Source organism: Desulfuromonas sp. DDH964 (assembly GCF_001611275.1).
Classification (GTDB): domain Bacteria; phylum Desulfobacterota; class Desulfuromonadia; order Desulfuromonadales; family DDH964; genus DDH964.
Map to the genome: position 1 here is coordinate 2,668,374 of NZ_CP015080.1, position 22,859 is coordinate 2,691,232.

Genomic DNA, 22,859 nt, shown 5'->3' on the forward strand with positions numbered 1-22,859 from the left:
GATAGCTCCCGGTTGAGGTTGGGCGGGTCTGCCGGAATTATGGCATTCTCGCGCCGGCGGCACAAGAGGCGGGGGGACGATTGACGACCCCGGCCTGGCATGCCATACTTGCCGCAGACAGGAGGGAACATGTTGATTATTTTCGTCATTTTGGGCGCCCTGGGCGGCGCGGCAGGACTGGTGGTTCTACTCTCTTACGCCATTGCCTGGTATGAGAGCGCCAGCGCCCAGCCGGAACTGGTCCCCGGCCGCTTCGCGCCGGAGCGGCTCTGGCTTGCCGTCCGCCTGCTGCTGCAGGAAGCCTTTTTTCTGATCGTCACCCTTCTGCTGCATCCCTTTGGCTGGGTGGCGCCCAGGCCGGCCCCCTTCGATCCCGGGGGCGGTCCCCCGGTCATCCTGTTGCATGGGCTGTTTCATAACCGGGCCTGCTGGCTGTGGGTCAAGTTCCGCCTGCGGCGCAAGGGCTTGCGCAACCTCTACACCATCAATCTCCCCCCCTGGAAGGATATCGAAAGCCTCACCGAACGCCTGACCCTGAAGATCGACGAACTGCGCCTGGCAGGGGCCGGCGACCGCGTCCACCTCGTCGGTCACTCCATGGGCGGCATCATCGCCCGCAACTATCTCCAGCTCCGGGGTGGCGGCGAACGCATCGACCGCTGCGTCCTCCTCGCCGCGCCCAACCACGGTTCCAAGCTCGCCCCCTTTGCCGTCTCCCGGCTCGGCGAGGCGCTGGTGCCAGGCTCCGCCTTCCTCAACCGCCTCAACGCGGCCCCCCTGCCGCGCCCCGAGCGGGTCACCGCCATCTGCAGCTGCCACGACAACATCGTCCTCCCCTGGCAGAGTGCCCGTCTTGGCGGAGTACGCAACATCGAACTTTCCGGGATGGGACACGTCGGCATCCTTTACTGCCCCAGCGCCCTCGACGCCCTCATTGAAGGGCTGTGTGCATCGCCTTCTGCCCCAGCGCCAACCGGAGCCGAGCATGCCCTCCCTTGAGATCGTCAGCCGCGCCCAGGTGGAGCTGATCGACATCACTGCCGCCGTGCGAACCAGCGTCCGCGCCAGCGGGGTGCGCGACGGCCTCGTCTGCCTCTTCGTCCCCCACACCACCGCCGCGATCACCATCAATGAAAATGCCGACCCGGACGTCGTCACCGACCTGGTGATGGAATTGAACAAGATCGTCCCCTTCGCCGACAACTACCGGCACGCCGAAGGGAATAGCGCCGCCCATCTCAAGGCGACTCTGGTCGGCGCCAGCGAGACGCTGATCCTCGCCGGCGGCGACCTCGTCCTTGGCACCTGGCAGGGCCTCTATTTCTGCGAGTTCGACGGCCCGCGCCGGCGCTCGCTGCAACTGAAGATTCTGCCCGGATGAAACCAGCCGTCAGCCTCCAGGCACTGGCCGACTACCGCCCGCCCGCCGTTAGTGCCGCCCTCGCCCAACTCCTCGCCCCCCTCGGCGGCATCGCCACCTTTGTCCGCCCCGGCCAGAAGGTGCTGCTCAAACCGAACATGCTCGCCGGCAAGGCGCCGGAGAAGGCGGTCACCACCCACCCGGAAATCCTGCGCGCCGTGATTCGCGCGGTGCGCGCCGCCGGCGGCCTGGTCAGCGTCGGCGACTCCCCCGGCGTCGGTTCCCCCGAGCAGGTCGCACGGCGCTGCGGGCTGCTGCAGGTGATCGAGGAGGAGGGTGCACGTTTCGCCCCCTTCAGCGAGTCGGTGCGGGTCCGCGTCGGCCAGGGGACCTTTCATGAGCTGGAGCTCGCCCGCGACGTCCTCGACGCCGAGGTGATCATCAATCTGCCGAAGCTCAAGACCCACCAGATGATGGGCTTGACCTGCGGCGTCAAGAACCTCTTCGGCGCGGTGGTCGGCATGCGCAAGGTGCGCCTCCACCTCCAGGCCGGCACCGACAAGGCCTTCTTTGCGCTGATGCTGCTGGAACTGGCCGAGCAGATCGCCCCGGCGCTGACCATCGTTGACGCGGTGGTCGCCATGGAGGGGGACGGCCCCGGCAGTGGCGACCCGGTCCTGGTCGGCGCCCTCCTCGCCGGCGCCAACCCGCTGGCCGTCGATACCGTCGCCGCCGCCCTGCTCGGTCTCGGACCAAAGGTCAACTGGACGCAGAAGGTCGCCTCTCAATCCGGGCGGGAAGGGAGCGACCTGGCCGGAGTCGATATTTTCGGAGCCGTGCTGGAAGAGCTACAGGTCAGCCAGTTCCGACCCGCCAGGACCACCGACGTCAACTTCGGCCTGCCGGCCTTCATCAGGCGGCCGCTGAAAAACGCGCTCACCGCCCGGCCGTCACCCGACCATACCAAATGCGTCCGTTGCGGACTCTGCGTGGAGCACTGCCCGCCGCAGGCGATGCAGATCACCGATGAGGCTTTGGAGATCGACTACGCCCGCTGCATCCGTTGCTTCTGCTGCCAGGAGCTCTGCCCGCATGGAGCGCTGCTGACCGAGCAGGGGCTGCTGCTGCGGCTGACCCGCTACCTTAACGGCAGGAATTGATTATTGCGCTCGCCTGAACCGATAAGAAAATTGCCCCGGAAATCCCTCCCGGAGGTTCCCTTCCCTCCGGCGGACAATGGCTCGACGGATAACCTCCACGGAGCTGGACAGGGCCGATTCGCAGCAGGAACCTTCAGACGGCCACCCTGTTATGCTATGCTTGGTCAAACATTGATCTGGGAGGAAAGCATGAAAATCGATTGGGCTTACCTGCGAAAAGGCTGAACGTCCTGCATTAATGCCCAGGAGTTTCTTGGGAACAGGCAGCTCGAGCCGAAAGAAGTCGTCGACGCCCGGTTGACGCGATTTGATGCCGACCAGGCATGGGCCCTCTTGAAGTCCGCCCATTCCGTCACCGTCGCCAAGGGGAAAAAGTTCCAGTGCTTCGAAGAGGTCGCCAGGGAGAAAGAAGAAGTCCTGAAAGCGGCGATGGGACCGAGCGGCAACCTGCGTGCCCCGACCTACCGGGTTGGCAATGACTTTGTCATCGGCTTCAACCCGGAACTCTACGAGGAGTGGACCCGAGGATAGCCCGGGAGCAGGGGGCGGGGTGCCGGGAACGGTACCCCGCCTTTTTCATCAGGAGCTTGCCGGTCCGGAATTTCCCTGCCACCGGAGCAAGGAAGCGGGAAAGATTCCTTGAGGATTTTCCGCGTCTTTCCATTCCGGCCCCCTTCGGTTATGATTGCTCCTCACTCCGGGCGGAGCGCAGCCTCCCCCGCTACATTCAAGGAAAAATCCGAAGATGACCTTTGCTGATCACCCGATTCTGATCTTTGACGGCGCCTGCGGCACCAACCTGCAGCAGATGGTGATCCCCGCCACCGCCTGGCAGGGGTGCGAAGGGTGCAACGAGATTCTCAATATCAACGCTCCCGAGGTCATCGTCCGCCTCCACAGCGAGATGCTCGATGCCGGTGCGATGGTCCTGGAGACCAACACCTTCGGCGCTTCGCGGGTGGTGCTCTCCGAGTACGGCCTGCAGCAGCGGGTGAAGGAGATCAATCGCCAGGCGGTCGCCAACGCCCGCGCCGCCAGCGCCGGCCGGCCGGAGCGCTATGTCGCCGGCTCCATCGGCCCGGGGACCAAGCTCCCCTCGCTGGGACACATCGAGGTCGCCGAGCTCGCCGCGGCGACCCGCGAGCAGGTCGAAGCTCTGCTCGAAGCGGGCGTCGACTGCCTGATCGTCGAGACCTGCCAGGACCTGCTGCAGACCAAGACCGCGTTGGTCGCCGTCTTCGAGGTGCTGGCGTCAGCCCGCCTGGAGCTGCCGGTGCTGGTCTCGGTGACGATCGAACAGCAGGGGACGATGCTCCTCGGCACCGACATCGCCGCGGTCGTCACCACCCTCGAACCCTTTCCGCTCTTCTCCCTCGGCCTCAACTGCGCCACCGGGCCCCGCGACATGACCTCGCACATCAATTATCTCAGCCACCACTGGCCGGGGCGGATTTCCTGTATCCCCAACCAGGGGCTGCCGCAGGTGGTGGGCGGCGCGACGGTCTACCCCTTGTCTCCGGACGATTTTGCCACGCAGATGCACGGCTTCGTCACCGAGCAGGGGGTGAGCGTGGTCGGCGGCTGCTGCGGCACCAGCCCCGCCCACATCCGCGCCCTCGCTGAAATACTCGCCGGGGTGACACCGAAAATCCGGGAGGTGAGCGCATGAAACCGGCCGTCGCCAGCCTCTACCAGTCCGTCGAGCTGCACCAGGAGATCCCGCCGCTGCTCATCGGCGAACGCTGCAACCCCAACGGCTCCAAGGCCTTCCGCGAGGCGCTCCTCGCCGAAGACTGGGACGGCTGCCTGAAAATCGCCCTCGACCAGGAGGCGCGCGGCGCCCAGGTCATCGACCTCTGCGTCGCCTACGCCGGTCGCGACGAACTCGCCGACATGATCCATCTGACCAGACTCTTTGCCGGCTCCTGCAAGGCGCCGTTGATGCTCGACTCGACCAGCCCGGAGACGCTGGCGGCGATCCTCCCCCGCTATCCCGGGCGGGCGATCATCAATTCGATCAACCTCGAAGATGGCGGCGCCAACCTCGAACGGATCTGCACCCTGGCGAAAAAGTACGGTGCGGCAGTGGTCGCCCTGACCATCAGCGTCGAGGGGATGGCCCTGACCTGTGCCAAAAAGGTCGCCGTCGCCCGGGAGATCTACGACCTGGCGGTTCACCGCTTCGGGCTGCGGCCGCAGGATCTCCTCTTCGATCTTCTCACCTTCACCGTCGGCTCCGGCGATGAAAAGATGCGCAACGCCGCCATCGAAACCCTGGCGGCGATCAAACAGGTGAAGCGTGAGCTGCCGGGCGTCGGCTTCACCCTCGGGGTCAGCAATATCAGCTTCGGCCTGCGGCCGGTGGCGCGCAAGGTCCTTAACTCGGTCTTCCTCCACGAAGCGGTCGCCGCCGGGCTCAATACCGCCATCGTCGACGCCGCCAAGGTCCTCCCCTACGCGGCGATCAGCGAAGCCGATCGCACCCTCTGCCTCGACCTCCTCTACAACCGCAGGGAGTCGGCGCTGATGGACTTCATCGATCACTTCGAGCAGGCGGTGGAGGAGAACGAAGAGAGCGGAGAGGTGCTGCGGCCCGAGGAACTGCTGCGGCAGAAGGTGCTGAAAGGGGAGAAGGAGGGGCTCGAGGACCTGCTCAGTGAACTGCGGGGCCGCTGGCGGCCGCTCGATATCATCAACACCCTGCTGGTGCCGGCGATGCGCGAGGTCGGCGAACTCTTCGGCCGCGGCGACCTCCTCCTCCCCTTTGTGCTGCAATCGGCGGAGGTGATGAAACAGAGCGTTGGCCTGCTTGAACCCCACATGGAGAAACTCGCTGCCGAGGGGCGTACCCGGGTGCTGCTGGCGACGGTGGCCGGCGATGTCCACGACATCGGCAAGAACCTGGTCGACATCATCCTCTCCAACAACGGCTACCTGGTGCACAACATCGGCATCAAGGTGCCGGCCGAAGAGATCATCGCCAAGGCCCGCGAGTTCCGGGTCGACATCATCGGCCTCTCCGGGCTGCTGGTCAAATCGGCGCTGCTGATGAAGGAGAACCTCGCCCAGTTCCAGGCCGCCGGCCTGACCCAGCCGGTCCTGCTCGGCGGCGCGGCACTGACCGGCAAGTATGTCGCCGAGGATTGCGTTCCCAACTATGCCGAGCCGGTGGTCTACTGCGCCGACGCCTTTGCCGGGCTCAAGGCGCTGCGCGAGTTCGAGGCCGGCACGCTGCAGTCGACCACCTGGCAGGCGGCGGCGACCCCCGCCAACCGCCCGGGGCCGCAAATCGAAACCCTCGACCGTACGGTCGAACCGCCAACCGTCCCCTTTGCCGGCCGCCGGCTGGTCACGGACATCGACCCGGGACTGCTCTTCGACTACCTCAACCTTGCCGCGCTCTTTCGCGGGCGCTGGGGCTATCGGCGCGGCAAGCTCAGCAAGGAAGAATACGAGACCCTCACCAACGAGACCGTTCTCCCCCTCTATGAGCGACTGAAACGGGAACTGCTCGACCAGGGCCTGCTGCAGCCGCAGGTCGCCTACGGTTACTTCGACTGTCACCGGGACGGCGACAGTCTGCTGGTCGACCACGGTGCGGGCTACCGCTTCGACTTCCCGCGCCAGGCCGCGGCGCCGGGCTTGTGCATCGCCGATTACTTCCGCAGCGCCGCGGAAGGGGGGGACAAGGTCGGTTTCTTCGTCGTCACCATCGGCGCCGCCCTCGCCGAACGGACGCGGGCCCTCTACGAGGCCGACAGCTATCACGACTACCTGATGCTGCATGGGCTCGGGGTCGAGCTGACCGACGCCCTCGCCGAATACTGGCATGAGCAGATGCGCATTGAACTCGGCCTGCAACAGAGTGCCGGCGACCCGGCCGCCTACGTGGCCCAGGGCTATCGCGGCTCCCGCTACGGCTTCGGCTACCCCTCCTGCCCCGACCTCGAGGCGCACCGGCCCCTCTTCGCGCTGCTGCGCCCGGAAGAGATCGGCGTCACCCTCACCGAGTCGTGCGAGATGGTACCGGAGATGACGACCTCGGCCATTGTCGTCCACCACCCGCAGGCGAAATATTTTGCCGTCTAGTAATTGATTCAGGGAGGGAAAGATGCGGTATATCTGCAGCTGTTGCGGCTACATCTACGACCCGGAGCAGGGCGATCCGATGAACCAGGTGGCGCCGGGGGTCCCCTTCGAGGAATTGCCGGAAGGGTGGGTCTGCCCGATGTGCTACGCCAGCCGCGACCAGTTCGATCCTCTGGATTGAGGTAGGACAATTCTGGGGGCAGCGGAAAGGCCCCTAGAGAATTCCGTCCAGGTAAGCTGCAATATCGGTGCGAATCGGCATGAAGTAAAGGTTGCTGTCGTGGTCGCGGGCGAATTGCAGTGCCTGGCGGGCAAAGCCCCGGTTCCACTCCAGGGTCGGGCGAAAATCGGGCGGAAAGACAGCGTTATTCTTGTTCTCCCAGTAATTCTGGCTGTTCTCGGTAAGAACCGGCGAGACCCCCCAATATATCTGGCAGTCCGGCAGCAACCCCTGGTAGATCTCCATCAGACGCAGGTCAAAGAAGGGCTGGGTGAAGAACCCTTCGGCACCGGCATCCTGCTTGGCGCGCAGGTAGTCGATCTCTTCCTTGATGCCGCTGCGGTAGGGATCCATGCCGGCATAGATGGTGAGGGCGGGAAGCTCGCGTTTGAGACGGCGGATCATCTCCAGGCAGCTGGTGCGGTAGCATTTATGTCCCATATCCTGGGGGAGGTCGCCGGTCAATACCAGCACCGCCTCGATCTCCCGGCAACTCAGATTCTCGCAGATCGGCAGCGGGCTGTTGGGATCAAAGTCGATGGCGCGCAGGTGGGGAATGGTCCTGGGGAAATATTCGCCGGCAATGCGACACCCCTGCCAGCTGCGCAGGTCGAAGCGCAGGATATCGGGGATGTTGATCCGGGTGACGGCGGGAAAGTGGCGCCGGACCTCGTCCAGTTCACGGCGCAGCGAGGTTTCATTGCGCGGCACCAGTTCGATGGAGATCTCGGTCATGGGCGGTTCCTGTACGGGCGACGGGGAGCGGGCCAGTTGCCGTTAAGGGCCTACGGGGAAGCCTGATGGTGCAGAAAACGGCAGGAAATTGCAACGGTTAACTTGCCGGACCGGTAACGGCGCGCCTCACGAGCTCCGCCCCGGTCCGCAGTTGGGGCAGCCGCTGCCGGCGCCCATCGCCCTCTGCAGGAACTCCATCGCATCGTCCATCCGCCCCAGGCTGCCGCCGAAACCGGTCTGAAAACGCCGCGCCACCTCGAGGTCGCTGAACGTCAACAGGGAGGGGTGACAGCAGGGGGCGGCCGAACTCCCGAGCAGAAAGTAGGAATCCAGGGCCGGGTTCGGGTGCCCGCTTAAGTAATCGACGCACATCGCCAGCGACACCTGGTCCCGGAGTACCAGTTGGGCGGAGATGCCGCAGTGGGGACAGCAGGCGAAACGCTGCTCGCCGCTGGTCAGGGTGATAGTGTAAACCAGGTTGGCCGGCGGCGGTCGCCGGCAGACGGTGCAGACCCGCGCTGCGGCCAGTTCCCCGGCCATGGAGCCGCCGAGGGGACTATGTTCGGCCACCGGCACAGCGCCGCCGAAAATGCGTCTGATAGCGCCGCGCTGCTCAAGCTGCTCGAGGTCGCGGTGACCAGTCATCTTCGAAACGCCGAAACGTTCGGCGATCTCCCCCACCGAAATCCCCCCCCTGGCCTTGAGCAGGGCCAGGATCTCTTTCCTGCGCTGCGTGCTTCGCATTCCCTCGCTCCTCCTCCCCCACCAAAATTGTGATTAATATAACAGTATTTTTGTTATTTTCAAAAACTTTCTGTTGTTAGTCAAACTTTTTCCGATATAGATTTAGACCGTTATCACAATTCAGTCACTGCAAAACCTGCCTTTATTTATTTCGTCCCGGGAGGGAATCCCATGTCCCCTGCGTTATTGTCCGGCCTGCTCGTCTTCGCCCAGACGCGCCAGCGCAAGCGCTCCCGGAAGGAGTCGCCATGGACCGGATGATGCGGGGGGGCGCTCCCCTTTCCCTCTCCCTGCTGGCATCGCTGCTCTTTCACGGCCTGGCGATTCTGATCCTCGCCTTCGTCGCCGGCGAGTGGCAGCGCAAGCCTCCAGTGGTGCTGATCGAGTTCAATCTCAGCAGCGCGGCGCCGACCACCAACCGCATCGAACCGCCCCCAGCGCCGCGAGCGCCCCGCCCGGCGCCCCGGCCACCCCAGGCTCCGGCACGAAAAGCGCCGGTCGCCCCGGCAGCACTGCCGCGCCCGGTCCTGGCGCCACATCCTCCCGCTCTCCCCGTTCCGGTCCCGACCGTGGCCGAGTCTTCCCTTCCCGGTCAGAATGCAGAGACGGCGGACCGGGTGGCCGAAGAACCGGCCACACCCCTGACTCAAGGATCGACCTCCCCGGCCGCGGCCCAGGCGCACTACCTTGCGGCCAACTTCGCCTATATCCGCGACCGGGTGCTGCAGCGGCTCAACTACCCGGCCGTCGCCAGGCGCAACGGCTGGGAGGGCGAGACCCGCGTCGCCTTCCTGATCCGCGCCGACGGCCAGATCGAGCATTTGCGCATTGAACAGAGTTCGGGCCGGCCTCTGCTTGACCGCCAGGCCCTGGCCGCGGTCGACCGGGCCGCCCCCTTTCCACCACCGCCAGTCGCCGCAGAGTTGATTCTGCCGGTCGCTTTCCAGTTGCGCTGATTCACCCTGTTGCCGCGTTGCAGCCAGCCTCACTGCAGCAAGCCGGCCGAGCCCCGAGGCAGAAGAGGGTCCTGTTCATGTCATCTCATCGCATCCTGCTCACCCTGGCGGTGAGCGCCCTGCTCCTGGCCCCCCGGCTCGCCCCGGCCGCCGAACCGCTGCTCCTCGAAGAGATCAATATTCGCGGCGACCAGCAGTCGTCGATCGAAGAGAGCCTGACCATGCGCGAGGTGCGCGAGAGCCCGGCCCGCGACATCGGCGAGGCGCTGCAGCAGCTCGGCGGCATCAACACCGTGCGCAAGGGGGCGATCGCCAACGACATCGTGCTGCGCGGTTTCCAGCGTGACAACATCAACGTCACCATCGACGACGTGCGCATCCACGGCGCCTGCCCGGCGCGCATGGACCCGCCCGCCTTCCACTTCGACTTCGCCGAGGTCGAGAGCGTCGAGGTGATCAAGGGACCCTACGACATCACCAGCCCCGGCGGCATCGGCGGCAGCGTCAAGGCGATCTCCAAGCGCCCCGGCCCCGGGTTCGGCAGCGACCTCAACCTGACCTACGGCTCCTTCGACATGACCAACCTCGCGGCCACCGCCGCCTACGGCAGCGACGACTACGACGTGCTGGCCGGCTACGCCTACAAATATTCCCTCTCCCCCCGTTCCGGCGACGGCAAGCGCCAGACCGAGGTCGCCAACTACCGCCCCGAGGCGATCGATTCGCGCGCCTACGAGATGAACACCGGCTGGCTCAAGCTCGGCGTCAACAGCGGCGCGCACCTGCGCAGCGAACTCGGCTACACCTACCAGGACGCCGACCATGTGCTCTATCCCTACCTGAAGATGGATGCCGACTATGACCGGACCCACCGCCTCAACTGGAATCTCAAGGGGCATGACCTCTCGGGACGGGTGAAGGAGGTCGAATTCAAAACCTACTGGGACAAGGTCAACCACATCATGGACGACCGGCTGCGCACCAGCTCCCTCACCAAGCCGAAGTACTACATGATGCAGACCGACGCCAAAACCGAGACCGCCGGTGCCAGCCTCGGCGCCAAGATTGCCGCCGGCCCCGGCATGGTCAAGACCGGCATCGACCTCTACCGCCGCAACTGGGACGCGGTCAACGAGCGCGCCATGTACACCATGGCGACCCCCTACACCCCGGTCAATATGATCCCCGACGTCGATATCATCAATCTCGGCCTCTACGCCGGCTACGACTGGCCCCTCGCCTCGAATCTCACCCTGAAAAGCGGCCTGCGGGGCGACGTCGCCTCGGTCAAGGCCGGGACCGCCAATGTGTTGACCAGCAGCCGCGGCGACGACCGTGATTTCTCCGCCCTCGGCGGCAACCTGCAGCTGCAGTGGAAACCGAGCGACCCCCTCGAAATCTTCGTCGGCATCGCCAGGGGCGTGCGCACCCCCGACCCCGAGGAGCTCTACATCCACCTCCCCGGCAGCCCGACCTGGAGCGGCGACCCCGACCTCGACCCGACCGTCAACCACCAGCTTGATCTCGGCGTCAAATACGCCACCGGCCGCTGGTTCGCCAGCGCCTCGCTCTTCTACAGCCGTCTCACCAACTACATCAACTTCACCCAGCTGAGCCCCACCACCAAGGGGTACGAGAACGTCGACGCCACCATCTACGGCAGCGAGCTGAGCGGCCAGGTCGCCCTCCCCGCCGACCTCTTCCTGCGCGCCGCCTATTCCTGCAGCTGGGGCGACAATCGCGACAGCAACGAGCCCCTCTCCGAGATGCCGCCGCGCAAAGGGCTGCTCGCCCTGCGCTACGACAACGGCACCTGGTTCGTCGAGGCGGCGGAAAACCTCGCCGCCCGCCAGGACCGCGTCGACCCGGCCCTGCTCGAAGAAGAGACCCCGGCCTGGGCCACCACCGACCTCAAAACCGGCGCCACCCTCGGCCAGTGGTCGCTCTACGCCGGCATCAACAACTTCTTCGACCGCCAATACACAACCCACCTCTCCTACCAGCGCGACCCCTTCGCCCTCGGCAGCAAGGTGCCCGAGCCGGGACGCAACCTCTATGTGACGCTCAACTGGAACTACTGAAGAGAAGTTCAAGGTTGCGATAAGAAGAGCCGGCTCCTGCTAAGGGGCCGGCCCTTTTTGTTGCTGGGCCGGGCAAACAGGCACAGCGCAACAAGCAACTATTTCCAGTTGCACTTTTTAAAAAATATCTGCTAGAGTTTCTGCAGTGGAGGGGGGAAAATGACCAGACGCGACAAGCTGTTGCAGCGCTTCTGCAACCGACCGAAGGATTTCACCTGGCAGGAATTGGCAACCCTGCTGGCTGGATTCGGCTACCATCCGGCAGTTGCCGGCAAGACCGGAGGTTCGCGGGTCAGGTTCCTGCACGATACGCGAGCCCCCATCATCCTGCATAAACCCCATCCGACCCCGGTCTTGAAGCACTATCAAGTGGAACAGATCAAGGAAACACTCGCCCAAGAGGGTTTACTATGAAAGACATGATGCGTTACCGGGACTATTTCGGTTCCGTCCATTACAGCGACGAGGATCGCGTCTTCTTCGGCCGCGTGGAGTTTATCCGCGCCCTGGTGAGTTACGAAGGAACCGACGTCACCTCCCTGCGCCGTTCCTTCGAGGAAGCGGTCGACGACTATCTGGAAACCTGCCAGGCGGCAGGCCACGTCCCGGAAAAACCGTTCAAGGGCTCCTTCAACGTCCGCGTCGGCGCTGCCCTGCACCAGCGCGTCGCCATCGCCGCGAGCCAGCGGGGAATGACCTTGAACAAGTTCATCGTCGAGGTGTTGGAACGGGAGGCGGGAAAAGATCTGGCAGTGTAGAATACCTCTGCTGGCGGGATGGCCGTCAGTCCCCTGCTCCACCTTGACCGGATATACCCTCCCCTCCCCGTAGAGGCCCGCCGGTGCTCTGGTTCCCCCTCACCCTCTTCTGCGCCCTCGCCCTGGCGAGCAGCGTCGCCCTGGGGAAAAAGCCCCTCGGCAAGGAGGCGATCAGCGCCGCCTCGCCGAGGGTCATCGCCGCCTTCTACTTCCCCCTGCTCCCCCTGCCACCCCGTTGCCACAGGTCGGACAGAATTTCCTTGAAAAGAGAGGAAGAAAATGGCAACTATGGCCCGGCCAAAGACAACCTCCTTCATCCTCTTTTCCTGCAGCCGGAACGGCCGCGGGGGGCGGGCCGACCATGCTTCATCAACCCCACAAGTGGCTGCTGCTCAAACTGTTCCTGGTCTGGCTTCTCCTCTCGCTGGTCATCGGCGGGCTGGTGCGCTACCTCGGCAACGTCCAGTTGGACAACCATGTCGTCAGCCAGGCCCGGTCGGAAACCGACAACTACGCGCTGGCGGTCGCCACCTATCTGGAAGCCCCCTCTCCCGAAGCCCTGACCCTCCTCGATCGCAAAATTCGGACATCCATCGAACAGGACAACCTGATCGTGGTCGAGTTTTACGACAGCGATGCGAGAAAGATTACCGAAGCGATCAAACCCTCGGCCCAGGCGATCGAGGAACAACTCCCCAAGCACGGGACAGGTTTTGCCGGTCGGGAGGGGACCTTGTGCGAAAAAATGACGCTCGGTCCGGAGACCTACCTGCGGGTCTTTGTCCCCATCCACCGCAAGGACGGTCGCCGGATCGGCTATCTGGAAGGAATCTACCGGGCCCCGGCAGAGATGGTGGCGCGGAGCAAGCAACAAATCTTCTGGTCCTTGCTCCTGGTCGTGCTGGTGATCTTCACCACCAGCCTGGTCCTCTATCCCCTGATCCTGCGTCTCAACCGCAAGCTGATCGATTATTCCCAACAGCTGGCACTGACCAATGTCGGCCTGCTAAAGGTCCTGGGCAACGCTGTCGCTAAACGGGACAGCGATACCAACATTCACAACTACCGGGTCACCCTCTATTCGGTGCGGATCGGCGAACTGCTGGGGTTGCCCTCTGCCGCGATGCAGGGACTGATCAAGGGCGCTTTTCTGCATGACCTGGGTAAAATCGCCATCAGCGACAACATCCTTCACAAAGCGGGACGCTTGACCGTCGCGGAGATCGAGATCATGAAATCCCACGTCGACCACGGCGAAGATATCCTGCGGAGTTACGACTGGCTGCGCGACGGCATCGAGGTAACCCGCTGCCACCACGAAAAATTCGACGGCAGCGGCTATCCCCAAGCCCTGAAGGGGGCAGCGATTCCCCTCAATGCCCGGATTTTTGCGGTTGCGGACGTCTTCGACGCCCTGACCTCCAAACGCCCTTACAAAGAGCCGTTCAGTTTCGAGACTGCGGTCGCAATCCTGTATGAATCCTCGGGGAGCCATTTCGACCCGGCGGTTTCGCAGCTGTTTCTCGACCACGCGGCCGCGCTCTATGCCGAAATCGGCAATAACGACGAAGTCTTTCTACAGGCCAAGCTCGAATCCTGCATCGCCACCTATTTCCACTAACCACTCAGTCCCCAGGAGTCGCCCCCCATGTTTCCACGCATTCTCGCCGTTCTAATTGCCGCCGCCTGGTTGTTGCCTTTCTCAGCCGCAGCCAAACCAGCTCCGCCGGAGGAGATGAACCAGATTTTCACCGACTTCATTCACACCGAGGAACGAATCGAAAAAGGGGAGTGGGACCAGGTTCGCCAATGGCTGGTGGAGTTGCAGGGCAAGCAGGCTTTTTTCGCCAGCCTGGAGCAGTCCGCTCCTGCAGCGACCATTTCCCACTTCCGCGACCGGCTTATGGCCCTGGAAAGTGCGCTGGGCGAACCCAGCAGCCTGGTGGTCCAGCAACGGTTTCTCGATCTTTACAACGGCCTGCTGGCGCTGATGGCCTGCTACGATTTCAAAGTTCACCCCCTGATCTTCGCCTTGCAGAATGACTTCCGGGAAATGGACGCAGCGCTGAAGATTTGGAATTGGGCCAAGATCGACAGCGAAATCAAGGATATCGATGAGTTTTATCCGCATTTTGAGGTTCTTTTGCGCGAGCGGGGAGTGCCCGGGAGCCTGAGCGAGGGGTTCAAAGAGGAGTTGATCCGTTTCAAGACGGCCAGATCGCAGGGGGACCGCCCCGAGACGCTAAGGAGCTTCGCCGCGTTGAACCAGCTCTTCTCGGTACAGTCCCATCGGTTGAACGCCGCGCCATAAGTCTTTCGCCGGAGGGCTGAAAGTTCGCTCCCCCGGCCCCCCGGGTGGGTAGAGTAGAGGGCAGGATTCACCCTGCCCTTTACTTTACCCTTTTCCCGTTTCGTTCATAGCTCGATTCCTTTTGGTACGCAGTTCAGCGTCATGCCAGCAGACTGCGAGCCGCGGCAACGATCGCCGCGGCAGAAATACCAAGCTTCTCCAGGTTGACCGCGCCGGGAGCCGAGGCGCCGAAACGGTCGATGCCGATCACCTGGCCGCCGGGGCCGACATAGCGCTCCCAGCCGAAGCTGGCCGCGGCCTCGATGGCGATCCGGGCGCTGACCTGGGGTGGCAGGACCTGGTCGCGGTAGTCCTGCGGCTGGGCAGCGAAGAGTTCCCAGGAGGGGAGGCTCACCACCCGCACCCGCCAGCCTTCCTCGGTCAACCGTTCCCGGGCAGCAAGCGCGGTATGCACCTCCGAACCGCTGGCGATCAGGATCAGATCGGCGGCCTCCGGCCCCGGCGGGTCGAGCAGCACATAGCCGCCCCGGGCCAGCCCGCTGGCCGGGGCCACCTGTCCGCGGTCGAGAATCGGCAGGTCCTGCCGGGAAAAGACCAGGGCCACCGGGCCGTCGTCAATGCGCATCGCCACCCGCCAGGCCTCGGCGACCTCGTTGCCATCGGCGGGGCGGATGACCGTCAGGTTCGGCATCGCCCGCAGGCTGGCCAGTTGCTCGATCGGCTGATGGGTCGGGCCGTCCTCGCCAAGGGCAACGGAGTCGTGGGTGAAGACGTACTTGACGGGAAGGCGGCTGAGCGCCGCCAGCCGCAGGGAGGGGCGCAGGTAATCGGAGAAGATGAAGAAGGTGGCGCCGAAGGGGCGGATGCCGCCGTGGGCCGCCATGCCGTTGAGGATGCCGCCCATGGCATGTTCGCGCACGCCGAAAGCGATATTGGCGCCGCGGTAGCTCCACTCCCCGCCGGGCGAGCCTTCGACGCTGTCGTCGCCGGAGCCCGGGGCCTGAAAGCTGCCCCGCCCTTTCAGGGCGGTCTTGGTCGAGGGGTCGAGGTCCGCCGAGCCGCCGATCAGGTTGCCGACCTTGCGGGCGATGGCATTGAGCACTTCGCCGCCGGCCGAGCGGGTGGCGATTGGCTTGTGGTCGGCCGCGAAGACCGGGATCTCCTCGTCCCACCCCGGCGGCAGCTCGCCGGCCTGGTAGCGCCGCCACTCGGCCATTGCGGCGGGATACGCCTGGGCATAGGCGCCGAGCAGATCGTCCCACTTGCGCTCCAGCAACCGGCCGGTGTCGACCAACTGGCGGAAACGGGCCAAGGCTTCGGGGGGGATGTGAAAGGCCGGTTTAAGCGGCCAGCCAAGGTGGTGCTTGGTCGCCGCGACCTCTTCCGCTCCGAGAGGGGAGCCATGGGCCTCACAGCTGTCCTGTTTGTGGGGACTGCCGAAGCCGATATGGGTGCGGACCCGCAGCAGCGACGGACGGGAGGTCTCGGCCTTGGCGGCGGCAAGGGCCTGGTCGATCGCTGCGACATCATTGCCGTCGGCGACATCGAGAACCTGCCAGCCGCAGGCGGCGAAGCGTACCCCGACGTCCTCCGTAAAGGTGATGCGGGTGCCCGCGGCCAGCGAAATCAGGTTGTCGTCGTAGAGGAGGATCAACTTGCCGAGACCCAGATGCCCGGCCAGTGAAACGGCCTCGGCGGCGACCCCCTCCATCAGGTCACCGTCACTGCACAGCCCGTAGGTAAAATGATTGACCAGGGGCAGACCGTCCCTGTTGAAGCGGGCGGCGAGCCAGGCCTCGGCCATGGCCAGGCCAACGGCGTTGGCGACCCCCTGGCCGAGGGGGCCGGTGGTGACCTCGACACCGGGGGTTTCGCCCCGCTCGGGATGCCCCGGAGCGCGGCTTCCCCATTGCCGGAAGTGCTTGATCTGCTCCAGGGGCAGATCGTAGCCGGCGAGGTGCAGCAGGGCGTAGAGGAGGGCGCTGCCGTGGCCGGCGCTGAGGACGAAGCGGTCGCGGTCGGGCCAGGCGGGGTTTTGCGGGTTGCAGCGCAGGTGCCGGGTCCACAGGGTATAGGCGATGGCGGCCGCGCCCATGGGCAGGCCGGGATGCCCCGAATCGGCCTTTTCGACCATGTCGACGGCGAGCATGCGAAGGGTGTTGATACAGAGGGTATCGAGATCGTTGCGGGAATCGATGGCCTGTTCCGTCATGCCGCTGCTCCTTTTTCCTGACTCTGGTTCAAGGCCACGGCGGCGGCGCCGATCACTCCGGCATCGCTGCCAAGAGCGGTCGCCACGACCTCCAGACCTTCTCCGGCGACGGCCAGGGCCCGTTGCCGGATCCCCTGATCGATCCTTGCGACCAGTTCGGGCAGGCCATCAATCACCCCCCCGCCGAGAATCAGACGCCGGGGATTGAAGGCGTTGACCAGACCGACACAACCGGCGATCAGCGCCAAGGTGACTTCATCGACAATCCTGCGGGCCAGCGGGTCGCCGGCGCGCAGGCCGGCCGCGACGATCGCCGCGCTCAACTCTTCCCCCTGATCCGCGGCGAGCTGGCGCAAAACGGCGCCGGCGCCGGGATCGGCGAGAACCGCCTCCCGGGCGCGCCGGGCGATGGCCCAGCCACCGGCCAGGGCCTCGAAGCAGCCGCGGTTATCACAATGGCAGGGAGGACCATGGAGATCGACGGTCATGTGCCCGATCTCCCCGGCACTGTTGCTGCTCCCGGCCAGGATCCGGCCGTCGCTGACGATGCCACCGCCGATGCCGGTCCCGACGAAGAGGCAAACCAGGTCGGCACAGCCCTGGCCGGCGCCGAACCGCCATTCCGCCCAGGTGGCGGCCCGCACGTCGTTGACCAGCACCACCGGCAGCTGGAGCTCCCTTTGCAACTCGGCCTGCAGCGGCACATCGTGCCAGCCGAGGTTGGGGGCAAAGCGAACCACGCCGTCGGCGGCGCGGACCTGCCCGGCAACCCCGACGCCGAGGCCGGCCGGCGTTGTAGGCGCCGCTTCCTGCAGGTCCCGGCACGCCTCGACAATCTGGTCCCGGACCCGCCCGGGTCCGCCATCAGCATCGGTCGACAGGCGTCGGTCCGCCAGGATGCGGCCATCGCCGGCGACCAACGCCAGCTTGATCTTGGTTCCCCCCAGGTCGACCCCGAGGGTGCACGGTTCAGCCATCATAAGCTCCTCATGGTTGCTGCCGGCGGTCGCCGCTGCCGACGTTCCGCTGCCGGAAAAAGTTGAAACCGGACCCGCGAGAGGATTCATCCTTCGGCAGTCCGGTCGATTGGTGTTGTGGCGGGTTCGTCGTCCGGCAGCTTGGGTGGCAACGGGAATGCACGTTCAAACCTTTCGTTCCATTACCCGCCATCAATTGTAGTGCAACTCGCCGCTCCCGCAAGCCGGACCGCCCCATTCTTCCCGCTTATCCATCACCTGTGTGCCCCATGGCAGTCATCAGGACGCTGGCTCAACCAGAGGAAAAAGTGGGAAGGCTAACACAACCCTAACAATCCGCTAGTAAAAGCATGCCGGTTTTTAAATCTGGTGTTTTGAGGGTCGCCAAGAGCGGCCATGCCTGTTATTTTAGCGAGGCGGCCCCGTCGGCCTGGAAGCTCCCTGCCAGCCCGGACCATCCCCACAACCAGGTCGAGTGCCACCCCGGTAACAAGGGCGCTCACATTTGCAACGACGCAATGGAGATGAACGCATATGAGCATTGAATTATGGATGGTCGGAGTCGGCATCCTCGGCCTCTTTTCGATTTTCGCAATCTTCGTCGGCGTCAGCAACGACGCCGTCAACTTCCTCAACTCCTCCATCGGCTCCCGGGTTGCGCCCCGGACCGTCATCCTCACCGTCGCGGGGCTCGGCATCATGGCCGGGGTGACCTTCTCCAGCGGCATGATGGAGGTCGCCCGCAAGGGGATCTTCAATCCGCAGTTCTTCACCATGCCGGAGCTGTTGACCATCTTCCTCGCGGTGATGCTGGCCAACGTCATCCTCCTCGACCTCTTCAATACCTACGGCCTGCCGACCTCGACCACCGTTTCCATTGTCTTCGAGCTCCTTGGTGCCGCCGTCGCGGTCTCCGTGCTGAAGATCGTCCAGAGCGGCGACAGCCTGGTAACTGTCGTTAACTACATCAACTCCGCCAAGGCGATCACCATCATCATGGGGATCCTGCTCTCGGTGGTAATCGCCTTTGTCAGCGGCGCCGTGGTCCAGTTCTTCACCCGGCTCCTCTTCACTTTCGATTATCGCCAGCGCATGAAACGCTATGGGGCGCTCTGGGGCGGCCTGGCCCTGGCTTCGATCACCTACTTCATCCTCGTCAAGGGGGCCAAGGGGGCCGCCTTCATTACCCCGGCGACGGTGGCCTGGATCAACGGCAACGTCTTTACCCTGCAGCTGATCATCTTCGCCGTCTCCGTGGTGGTGCTGGCGGTGCTGCAGGCATTCAAGGTCAACATCCTCAAGCCGATCGTGCTGATCGGCACCTTCGCCCTGGCAATGGCCTTTTCCGCCAACGACCTCGTCAATTTCATCGGCGTCCCCCTCGCCGGGCTGCAGGCCTACAAGGCGGCCCTGGCGAGCGCCAACCCCCTCACCGTCCCCATGGGCGCCCTGGCGCAGAAGGTCCAGACCGAAACGGCGCTGCTCCTCCTTTCCGGGCTGATCATGGTGGTGACCCTGTGCCTGTCGAAGAAAGCGCGCACCGTCACCGAGACCGAGATCAGCCTTGCCCAGCAGGAAGAGGGGCAGGAGCGTTTCGAGTCGATTTTCCTCTCGCGCTCCATCGTGCGCCTGGTCCTTGGCATCTTCGATATGGCCCGCGCCGTCATCCCGGCCCCGCTGCGACTGTTTGTCCACCGCCGCCTCGACCCGGCGCTGGCCCCCCTGGCCGTGGGCGGGGGCGAGCGCCCATCCTTCGACCTGCTGCGCGCCGCCGTCAACCTGATGGTGGCGAGCGCCGTGGTCTCCTACGCCACCGCCAACAAGCTCCCCCTCTCCACCACCTATGTCACCTTCATGGTCGCCATGGGAAGCTCCTTCTCCGACCGCGCCTGGGGCCGGGAGAGCGCCGTCTACCGTGTCACCGGCGTATTGACGGTCATCGGTGGCTGGTTTCTCACCGCGGTCGCCGCCTTCATCTTTGCCGGCCTCTTCGCCGCTATCATCTTCTACGGCCAGGCCTTTGGCGTCCTGCTGCTGATCGTCCTAACGGTGGTGATGGTGCGCAATGCCCACCGCAAGCACCGCACCCTCACCGAGGAAGCGCAGAAGGAGAAGATCTTCAACCTCAAGTCGGTCGAGGACCCGAGCGGCGCGATCGCCACCACCTTCGAGCACATGAGCCTCTTCCTCGGCGAGATCCGCACTTCCCTCGACCTCGCCCTCGACGCGCTCTTCCGCCAGCGGATCGACCTTTTGACCGTGGAGCGCAGGAAGATGAACAAGGTGCAGAGCTGGACCAACATCATCAGCGCCAACATCTTCAAGGCGATGCGCATCCTCGACCAAAAAGGGATGACCGTCTCCTACCGCTATGCCCAGGCGATCCGGCGCCTGCAGAAGTTCAATGACGGCTACCGCGACATCGTGCTGCGCGGCTATACCCATGTCGGCAACCACCACAAGGGGCTGTTGCCGGAGCAGGTCGAGGAGCTGGAGCAGGTGCGCCGGCAGCTCCACGATATCCTGGTCGAGGTGGAAGCAACCTTCAACCGCCGGCAGCCCGCCGACATTGCCGGGCTGCACGAGAAGGACAGCCGGCTGCGCGCCCTCGCCGCCGAGCTCAACGAGCGCCAGGCCGCGCGGATCAAGGACAATACCTCCAAGACTCGCCTCAGCATCCTCTACTACGGCATCATCGGCAATGCCATGATGCTCAGCAAGCAGAGCATGGAGTTGCTGGAGATCTTTGCGACCTCCTTCAGCAAGGTTGATAAATAACGAAATCCGGCAGTCGTTGCATGCAAAAGAGCCGGTCCCTCAAGGGGCCGGCTCTTTTGCTTTGCTGTGACGGGGAGGGGCTAGCGGAAAATCCGGCCAACCAGGCTGGCTGCCGACTCGAGCACCTTGAGGAGCGCTTCGCCGACGGGATCACTCTCCGGTTCTTCTGCCAGCGGTAACGACGGGCGCACCCTGGCGGCGCCGGCGGCAATCTCCTCGCGGCGCTGCTGCAGCCGCTGTTGCGCGCGCAGTTCCCCGCCGGCCCGTTTCCACTCCATCAGGTGGATCAGCTCGCCATTGTCGAGCCAGACCCCGTGCGCCTTGCACTGGTCCATCACCACGCCGCTGGTGGCGCCGAAGTTGACCCGGTTCATGAACTTGCGGCACTCGGGGCACCTGACGTAACGCACGCCGCGGTCCCTGCTCGCCCGCTGCTGGTTGATATTGACGATCTCCTGGAAGTTGACGACGAAGGCGGGGGCGACGGTTGCATCGAGAAAGGCCTGAACCTCGCCGGGATCGAAGAAGAGCCCGTAGCAGGTGGCGCAGCGCTCGACAGCGAAGGAACCGTCCTGTCCCAGACGGATCGTCGTCATCGCCGTTTCGCAGTCGGGACAGATGCGTTGCGACAGTTCATGGGTTTCGGCGAAGCGTCGCATCCCGAGGACGTCGAGGTCGTTGCGGGTGCCGCAGTAGCTGCAGAAGGCGGTGTTGACCGGCAGTGGCGCGGAACAGCTGGTGCACAGGGCCATGGGAGCAACCTTACAACGTATCGAGGATCTGCTGGCGCTTGGCCGCGTACTCCTCGTCGGTGATCAACGCCTCGGCGTGGAGCTTTTTCAGCTTGGCCAGCTTCGCGGCCGGATCGGCCGCTGCGGGAGTCGGTGCCGCCGGCGCGGCAGACCCGGCAGCCATCGACTGGGCCAGGGTCTGCCCCATGCCGAGCCCGGCGCCGAGCCCCATCCCCATGCCGGCGCCGCCCCCTTCGTTGCGGGCAGCCTCGCGCAGCGCCTCGAGGCGCTGCAGCTCGGCGAAATCGACGCCGACCTCCTTGAGCGCGCGGGCTTCGGCGGCGAGATCGGCGATGCGCCCGATGCGCCGCACCGTTTCATCGTCAAAGGTCGTCCCCTCGATGCGGAAGTCACTCACTTCGAAACCGAGCTGGGCAAAATCGGCGCTCAGCCGCGGCGCCAGCGATGCCGCGATCTCTTCGCGCTGGGCATCGATCTCGGTGAAGGGGAGGCTCAACTCGGCGATATGGTCACTGATCGACTGCACCAGCCGTTCGGCCATGATGCTGCGGAAATCACCGCTGGTGAAGTTGCGGTGGCCACCGACGACGTTGACGAAGAAGTCGCGTGGCTCGACAATCCGATAGCTGAAGTTGCCAAAAGCCTTGACCGTCACCGGGATGCCGTATTTCGGGTCCTCGTACTTGATCGGCGCCAGCGTCCCCCACTTCTGGTTGAGGATGCGGGTAGTGCGGAAGAAGTAGATACCGACCTTGTGCTCGCTCTCAAAGGACTGCATCACCTTCCTGATCGTCGTCCAGAAGGGGATGTTGGCGGTGGCCAGCTCGACCAGGCACGGTTCGGTGAGCAGGGCGTGAATTTTCCCCTCGTAGACAAAGATGCATCCCTGGCCGGGATTGACGATCAGTTTCGAGGCGTTCTTGATCTCGTCGCCGTTGTCCCCCCACTGGTAAAAGAGGAGGTCGGGACCGGGGTCACGCCACTCGATGACCGAGCGCAGCTGCCGTTTGATGCCGTCGAGGATGTCCATGGGTTCCTCCTTGAAAGACGTTGGGACCGATAGGTCCTATAAGACCTATTGGACCTATACAAAATTATCTTTTGGGAATCGGGGCTTTTTGCTGCCCCGAGCATCACCGTTAGCGGCCGCGGCCATTGTAGATCGGGCCGCCGGCGGCCTGGTAGGCCTGCAACAGCGCGATAGCGGTCGGGCGCAGCACGTCGCGCTCGACGGCGATGCCGCGCCGTTGCAGACCGCCGATCCAGTCAGCCGGTTTTTCCCCCTCGTCGAAGCCGAGGGCGCGGGCATCGCCGTCGCCAGCCCCGCAGACCAGACGCTGCACTCCCGACCAGGGGATGGCGCCGAGACACATGGCGCAGGGTTCGCAGCTGCTGACCAGCTCGCAGGCGGGCCGACCGGAAGCGCCGAGATCAAAGGTACCCACCACCTGCTGGGCCAGCATCAGGGCGACGATCTCGGCGTGCAGTACCGAGGAGCCGGCGGCGAGGACCATGTTCACCCCCGGCGCGATCAGTTCGCCGCTGGCGGAATCGAAGACCGCCGCGGCAAAGGGGCCGCCACCGAAGGCAATGTTCTGCCGCGCCAGTTCCAGCACCAGGCGCATCCGCGCCTCGGAATCGGGCAGCCGGGCCGGGAACTCGGCAACGCAGAGCTCAACCCAGGCCGGCAGGGTGATGATCATGTGGGGGGTGGTCATTTAGCGCC

21 protein-coding genes are annotated in these 22,859 nt (G+C 64.5%); 14 read left to right on the top strand and 7 right to left on the bottom strand.

Features of this window, described 5'->3' with window-relative positions; all coding sequences use genetic code 11:
• Positions 1–99: 99 nt before the first annotated feature.
• The 7 genes from DBW_RS12295 (at position 100) to DBW_RS12325 (ending at position 6,790) form a co-directional block, all read left to right on the top strand.
• Positions 100–999 carry an esterase/lipase family protein gene (locus DBW_RS12295; protein WP_082820337.1) on the top strand — a complete coding sequence of 300 codons (900 nt, stop codon included), beginning with the start codon at positions 100–102 and terminating at the stop codon, positions 997–999.
• The gene (locus DBW_RS12300) at positions 986–1,381 is read left to right on the top strand and encodes a secondary thiamine-phosphate synthase enzyme YjbQ (protein ID WP_066727801.1); all 396 of its coding nucleotides are present in this window, start codon (positions 986–988) and stop codon (positions 1,379–1,381) included. Before DBW_RS12295 ends, DBW_RS12300 begins: the two co-directional genes overlap by 14 nt.
• Positions 1,378–2,520 (top strand): DUF362 domain-containing protein, encoded by a 1,143-nt coding sequence (locus DBW_RS12305; RefSeq protein WP_066727802.1) that lies wholly within the window; start codon positions 1,378–1,380, stop codon positions 2,518–2,520. Before DBW_RS12300 ends, DBW_RS12305 begins: the two co-directional genes overlap by 4 nt.
• A gap of 234 nt (positions 2,521–2,754) precedes the next feature.
• Positions 2,755–3,051 (top strand): ArsC family (seleno)protein, encoded by a 297-nt coding sequence (locus tag DBW_RS12310; protein ID WP_258577557.1) that lies wholly within the window; start codon positions 2,755–2,757, stop codon positions 3,049–3,051.
• 214 nt (positions 3,052–3,265) lie between these two features.
• The gene (locus DBW_RS12315; RefSeq protein WP_066727803.1) at positions 3,266–4,189 is read left to right on the top strand and encodes a homocysteine S-methyltransferase family protein; all 924 of its coding nucleotides are present in this window, start codon (positions 3,266–3,268) and stop codon (positions 4,187–4,189) included.
• Positions 4,186–6,609, top strand: coding sequence for a dihydropteroate synthase (locus tag DBW_RS12320; RefSeq protein WP_066727804.1), 2,424 nt, complete (start codon positions 4,186–4,188; stop codon positions 6,607–6,609). Before DBW_RS12315 ends, DBW_RS12320 begins: the two co-directional genes overlap by 4 nt.
• Before the next feature lie 22 nt (positions 6,610–6,631).
• Positions 6,632–6,790: a rubredoxin gene (locus DBW_RS12325; protein WP_066727805.1), complete on the top strand. Its 159-nt coding sequence runs from the start codon at positions 6,632–6,634 to the stop codon at positions 6,788–6,790.
• 33 nt (positions 6,791–6,823) lie between these two features.
• Here the strand turns inward: DBW_RS12325 and DBW_RS12330 are convergent, their stop codons facing one another.
• Both DBW_RS12330 and DBW_RS12335 read right to left on the bottom strand, forming a co-directional pair.
• Complete coding sequence (locus tag DBW_RS12330) at positions 6,824–7,564, bottom strand: methylenetetrahydrofolate reductase (RefSeq protein ID WP_066727806.1); 741 nt, start codon at positions 7,562–7,564, stop codon at positions 6,824–6,826.
• A 126-nt stretch (positions 7,565–7,690) separates the two neighbouring features.
• Positions 7,691–8,308, bottom strand: coding sequence for a DeoR family transcriptional regulator (locus DBW_RS12335; protein ID WP_066727807.1), 618 nt, complete (start codon positions 8,306–8,308; stop codon positions 7,691–7,693).
• A 248-nt stretch (positions 8,309–8,556) separates the two neighbouring features.
• Between DBW_RS12335 and DBW_RS12340 the strand changes: the two genes are divergently transcribed.
• The 6 genes from DBW_RS12340 (at position 8,557) to DBW_RS12365 (ending at position 14,414) form a co-directional block, all read left to right on the top strand.
• Positions 8,557–9,264 carry an energy transducer TonB gene (locus DBW_RS12340; protein WP_066727808.1) on the top strand — a complete coding sequence of 236 codons (708 nt, stop codon included), beginning with the start codon at positions 8,557–8,559 and terminating at the stop codon, positions 9,262–9,264.
• Positions 9,265–9,341: 77 nt separating this feature from the next.
• Positions 9,342–11,345 (top strand): TonB-dependent receptor, encoded by a 2,004-nt coding sequence (locus DBW_RS12345; protein WP_066727809.1) that lies wholly within the window; start codon positions 9,342–9,344, stop codon positions 11,343–11,345.
• Positions 11,346–11,504: 159 nt separating this feature from the next.
• Positions 11,505–11,759, top strand: a complete 255-nt coding sequence (locus tag DBW_RS12350) for a type II toxin-antitoxin system HicA family toxin (RefSeq protein WP_066727810.1) — start codon at positions 11,505–11,507, stop codon at positions 11,757–11,759.
• Positions 11,756–12,103: a type II toxin-antitoxin system HicB family antitoxin gene (locus DBW_RS12355; RefSeq protein ID WP_066727811.1), complete on the top strand. Its 348-nt coding sequence runs from the start codon at positions 11,756–11,758 to the stop codon at positions 12,101–12,103. Before DBW_RS12350 ends, DBW_RS12355 begins: the two co-directional genes overlap by 4 nt.
• A gap of 361 nt (positions 12,104–12,464) precedes the next feature.
• Positions 12,465–13,724, top strand: coding sequence for an HD-GYP domain-containing protein (locus tag DBW_RS12360; RefSeq protein ID WP_066727812.1), 1,260 nt, complete (start codon positions 12,465–12,467; stop codon positions 13,722–13,724).
• Positions 13,725–13,751: 27 nt separating this feature from the next.
• Positions 13,752–14,414 (top strand): hypothetical protein, encoded by a 663-nt coding sequence (locus DBW_RS12365; protein ID WP_066727813.1) that lies wholly within the window; start codon positions 13,752–13,754, stop codon positions 14,412–14,414.
• Between the two features lie 139 nt (positions 14,415–14,553).
• Here the strand turns inward: DBW_RS12365 and tkt are convergent, their stop codons facing one another.
• Together tkt and DBW_RS12375 are read right to left on the bottom strand one after the other, a co-directional pair.
• Positions 14,554–16,626, bottom strand: a complete 2,073-nt coding sequence (gene tkt / locus DBW_RS12370; RefSeq protein WP_066727814.1) for a transketolase — start codon at positions 16,624–16,626, stop codon at positions 14,554–14,556.
• A complete protein-coding gene (locus tag DBW_RS12375) occupies positions 16,623–17,603 on the bottom strand; it encodes an ROK family protein (RefSeq protein WP_231875333.1) in 981 nt (326 codons plus the stop codon). The genes tkt and DBW_RS12375 overlap by 4 nt, the downstream gene beginning before the upstream one ends.
• A gap of 534 nt (positions 17,604–18,137) precedes the next feature.
• Between DBW_RS12375 and DBW_RS12380 the strand changes: the two genes are divergently transcribed.
• The gene (locus DBW_RS12380) at positions 18,138–20,381 is read left to right on the top strand and encodes an inorganic phosphate transporter (RefSeq protein WP_066727816.1); all 2,244 of its coding nucleotides are present in this window, start codon (positions 18,138–18,140) and stop codon (positions 20,379–20,381) included.
• Between the two features lie 80 nt (positions 20,382–20,461).
• Here the strand turns inward: DBW_RS12380 and DBW_RS12385 are convergent, their stop codons facing one another.
• The 3 genes from DBW_RS12385 to DBW_RS12395 form a co-directional block, all read right to left on the bottom strand.
• Positions 20,462–21,133 carry a zf-TFIIB domain-containing protein gene (locus tag DBW_RS12385; protein WP_066727817.1) on the bottom strand — a complete coding sequence of 224 codons (672 nt, stop codon included), beginning with the start codon at positions 21,131–21,133 and terminating at the stop codon, positions 20,462–20,464.
• A gap of 10 nt (positions 21,134–21,143) precedes the next feature.
• A complete protein-coding gene (locus DBW_RS12390) occupies positions 21,144–22,163 on the bottom strand; it encodes an SPFH domain-containing protein (RefSeq protein ID WP_066727818.1) in 1,020 nt (339 codons plus the stop codon).
• A 109-nt stretch (positions 22,164–22,272) separates the two neighbouring features.
• Positions 22,273–22,851 (bottom strand): nucleoside deaminase, encoded by a 579-nt coding sequence (locus tag DBW_RS12395; protein WP_066727819.1) that lies wholly within the window; start codon positions 22,849–22,851, stop codon positions 22,273–22,275.
• Positions 22,852–22,859 lie beyond the last annotated feature (8 nt).

What these genes read in the sequence shown, in the direction of transcription:
- DBW_RS12295 (WP_082820337.1), top strand. Translation starts at nt 100, where the DNA reads ATGCCATACTTGCCGCAGACAGGAGGGAACATGTTGATTATTTTCGTC.
- DBW_RS12300 (WP_066727801.1), top strand. Translation starts at nt 986, where the DNA reads ATGCCCTCCCTTGAGATCGTCAGCCGCGCCCAGGTGGAGCTGATCGAC.
- DBW_RS12305 (WP_066727802.1), top strand. Translation starts at nt 1,378, where the DNA reads ATGAAACCAGCCGTCAGCCTCCAGGCACTGGCCGACTACCGCCCGCCC.
- DBW_RS12315 (WP_066727803.1), top strand. Translation starts at nt 3,266, where the DNA reads ATGACCTTTGCTGATCACCCGATTCTGATCTTTGACGGCGCCTGCGGC.
- DBW_RS12320 (WP_066727804.1), top strand. Translation starts at nt 4,186, where the DNA reads ATGAAACCGGCCGTCGCCAGCCTCTACCAGTCCGTCGAGCTGCACCAG.
- DBW_RS12325 (WP_066727805.1), top strand. Translation starts at nt 6,632, where the DNA reads ATGCGGTATATCTGCAGCTGTTGCGGCTACATCTACGACCCGGAGCAG.
- DBW_RS12330 (WP_066727806.1), bottom strand. Translation starts at nt 7,564, where the DNA reads ATGACCGAGATCTCCATCGAACTGGTGCCGCGCAATGAAACCTCGCTG.
- DBW_RS12335 (WP_066727807.1), bottom strand. Translation starts at nt 8,308, where the DNA reads ATGCGAAGCACGCAGCGCAGGAAAGAGATCCTGGCCCTGCTCAAGGCC.
- DBW_RS12340 (WP_066727808.1), top strand. Translation starts at nt 8,557, where the DNA reads ATGGACCGGATGATGCGGGGGGGCGCTCCCCTTTCCCTCTCCCTGCTG.
- DBW_RS12345 (WP_066727809.1), top strand. Translation starts at nt 9,342, where the DNA reads ATGTCATCTCATCGCATCCTGCTCACCCTGGCGGTGAGCGCCCTGCTC.
- DBW_RS12350 (WP_066727810.1), top strand. Translation starts at nt 11,505, where the DNA reads ATGACCAGACGCGACAAGCTGTTGCAGCGCTTCTGCAACCGACCGAAG.
- DBW_RS12355 (WP_066727811.1), top strand. Translation starts at nt 11,756, where the DNA reads ATGAAAGACATGATGCGTTACCGGGACTATTTCGGTTCCGTCCATTAC.
- DBW_RS12360 (WP_066727812.1), top strand. Translation starts at nt 12,465, where the DNA reads ATGCTTCATCAACCCCACAAGTGGCTGCTGCTCAAACTGTTCCTGGTC.
- DBW_RS12365 (WP_066727813.1), top strand. Translation starts at nt 13,752, where the DNA reads ATGTTTCCACGCATTCTCGCCGTTCTAATTGCCGCCGCCTGGTTGTTG.
- tkt (WP_066727814.1), bottom strand. Translation starts at nt 16,626, where the DNA reads ATGACGGAACAGGCCATCGATTCCCGCAACGATCTCGATACCCTCTGT.
- DBW_RS12375 (WP_231875333.1), bottom strand. Translation starts at nt 17,603, where the DNA reads ATGGCTGAACCGTGCACCCTCGGGGTCGACCTGGGGGGAACCAAGATC.
- DBW_RS12380 (WP_066727816.1), top strand. Translation starts at nt 18,138, where the DNA reads ATGAGCATTGAATTATGGATGGTCGGAGTCGGCATCCTCGGCCTCTTT.
- DBW_RS12385 (WP_066727817.1), bottom strand. Translation starts at nt 21,133, where the DNA reads ATGGCCCTGTGCACCAGCTGTTCCGCGCCACTGCCGGTCAACACCGCC.
- DBW_RS12390 (WP_066727818.1), bottom strand. Translation starts at nt 22,163, where the DNA reads ATGGACATCCTCGACGGCATCAAACGGCAGCTGCGCTCGGTCATCGAG.
- DBW_RS12395 (WP_066727819.1), bottom strand. Translation starts at nt 22,851, where the DNA reads ATGACCACCCCCCACATGATCATCACCCTGCCGGCCTGGGTTGAGCTC.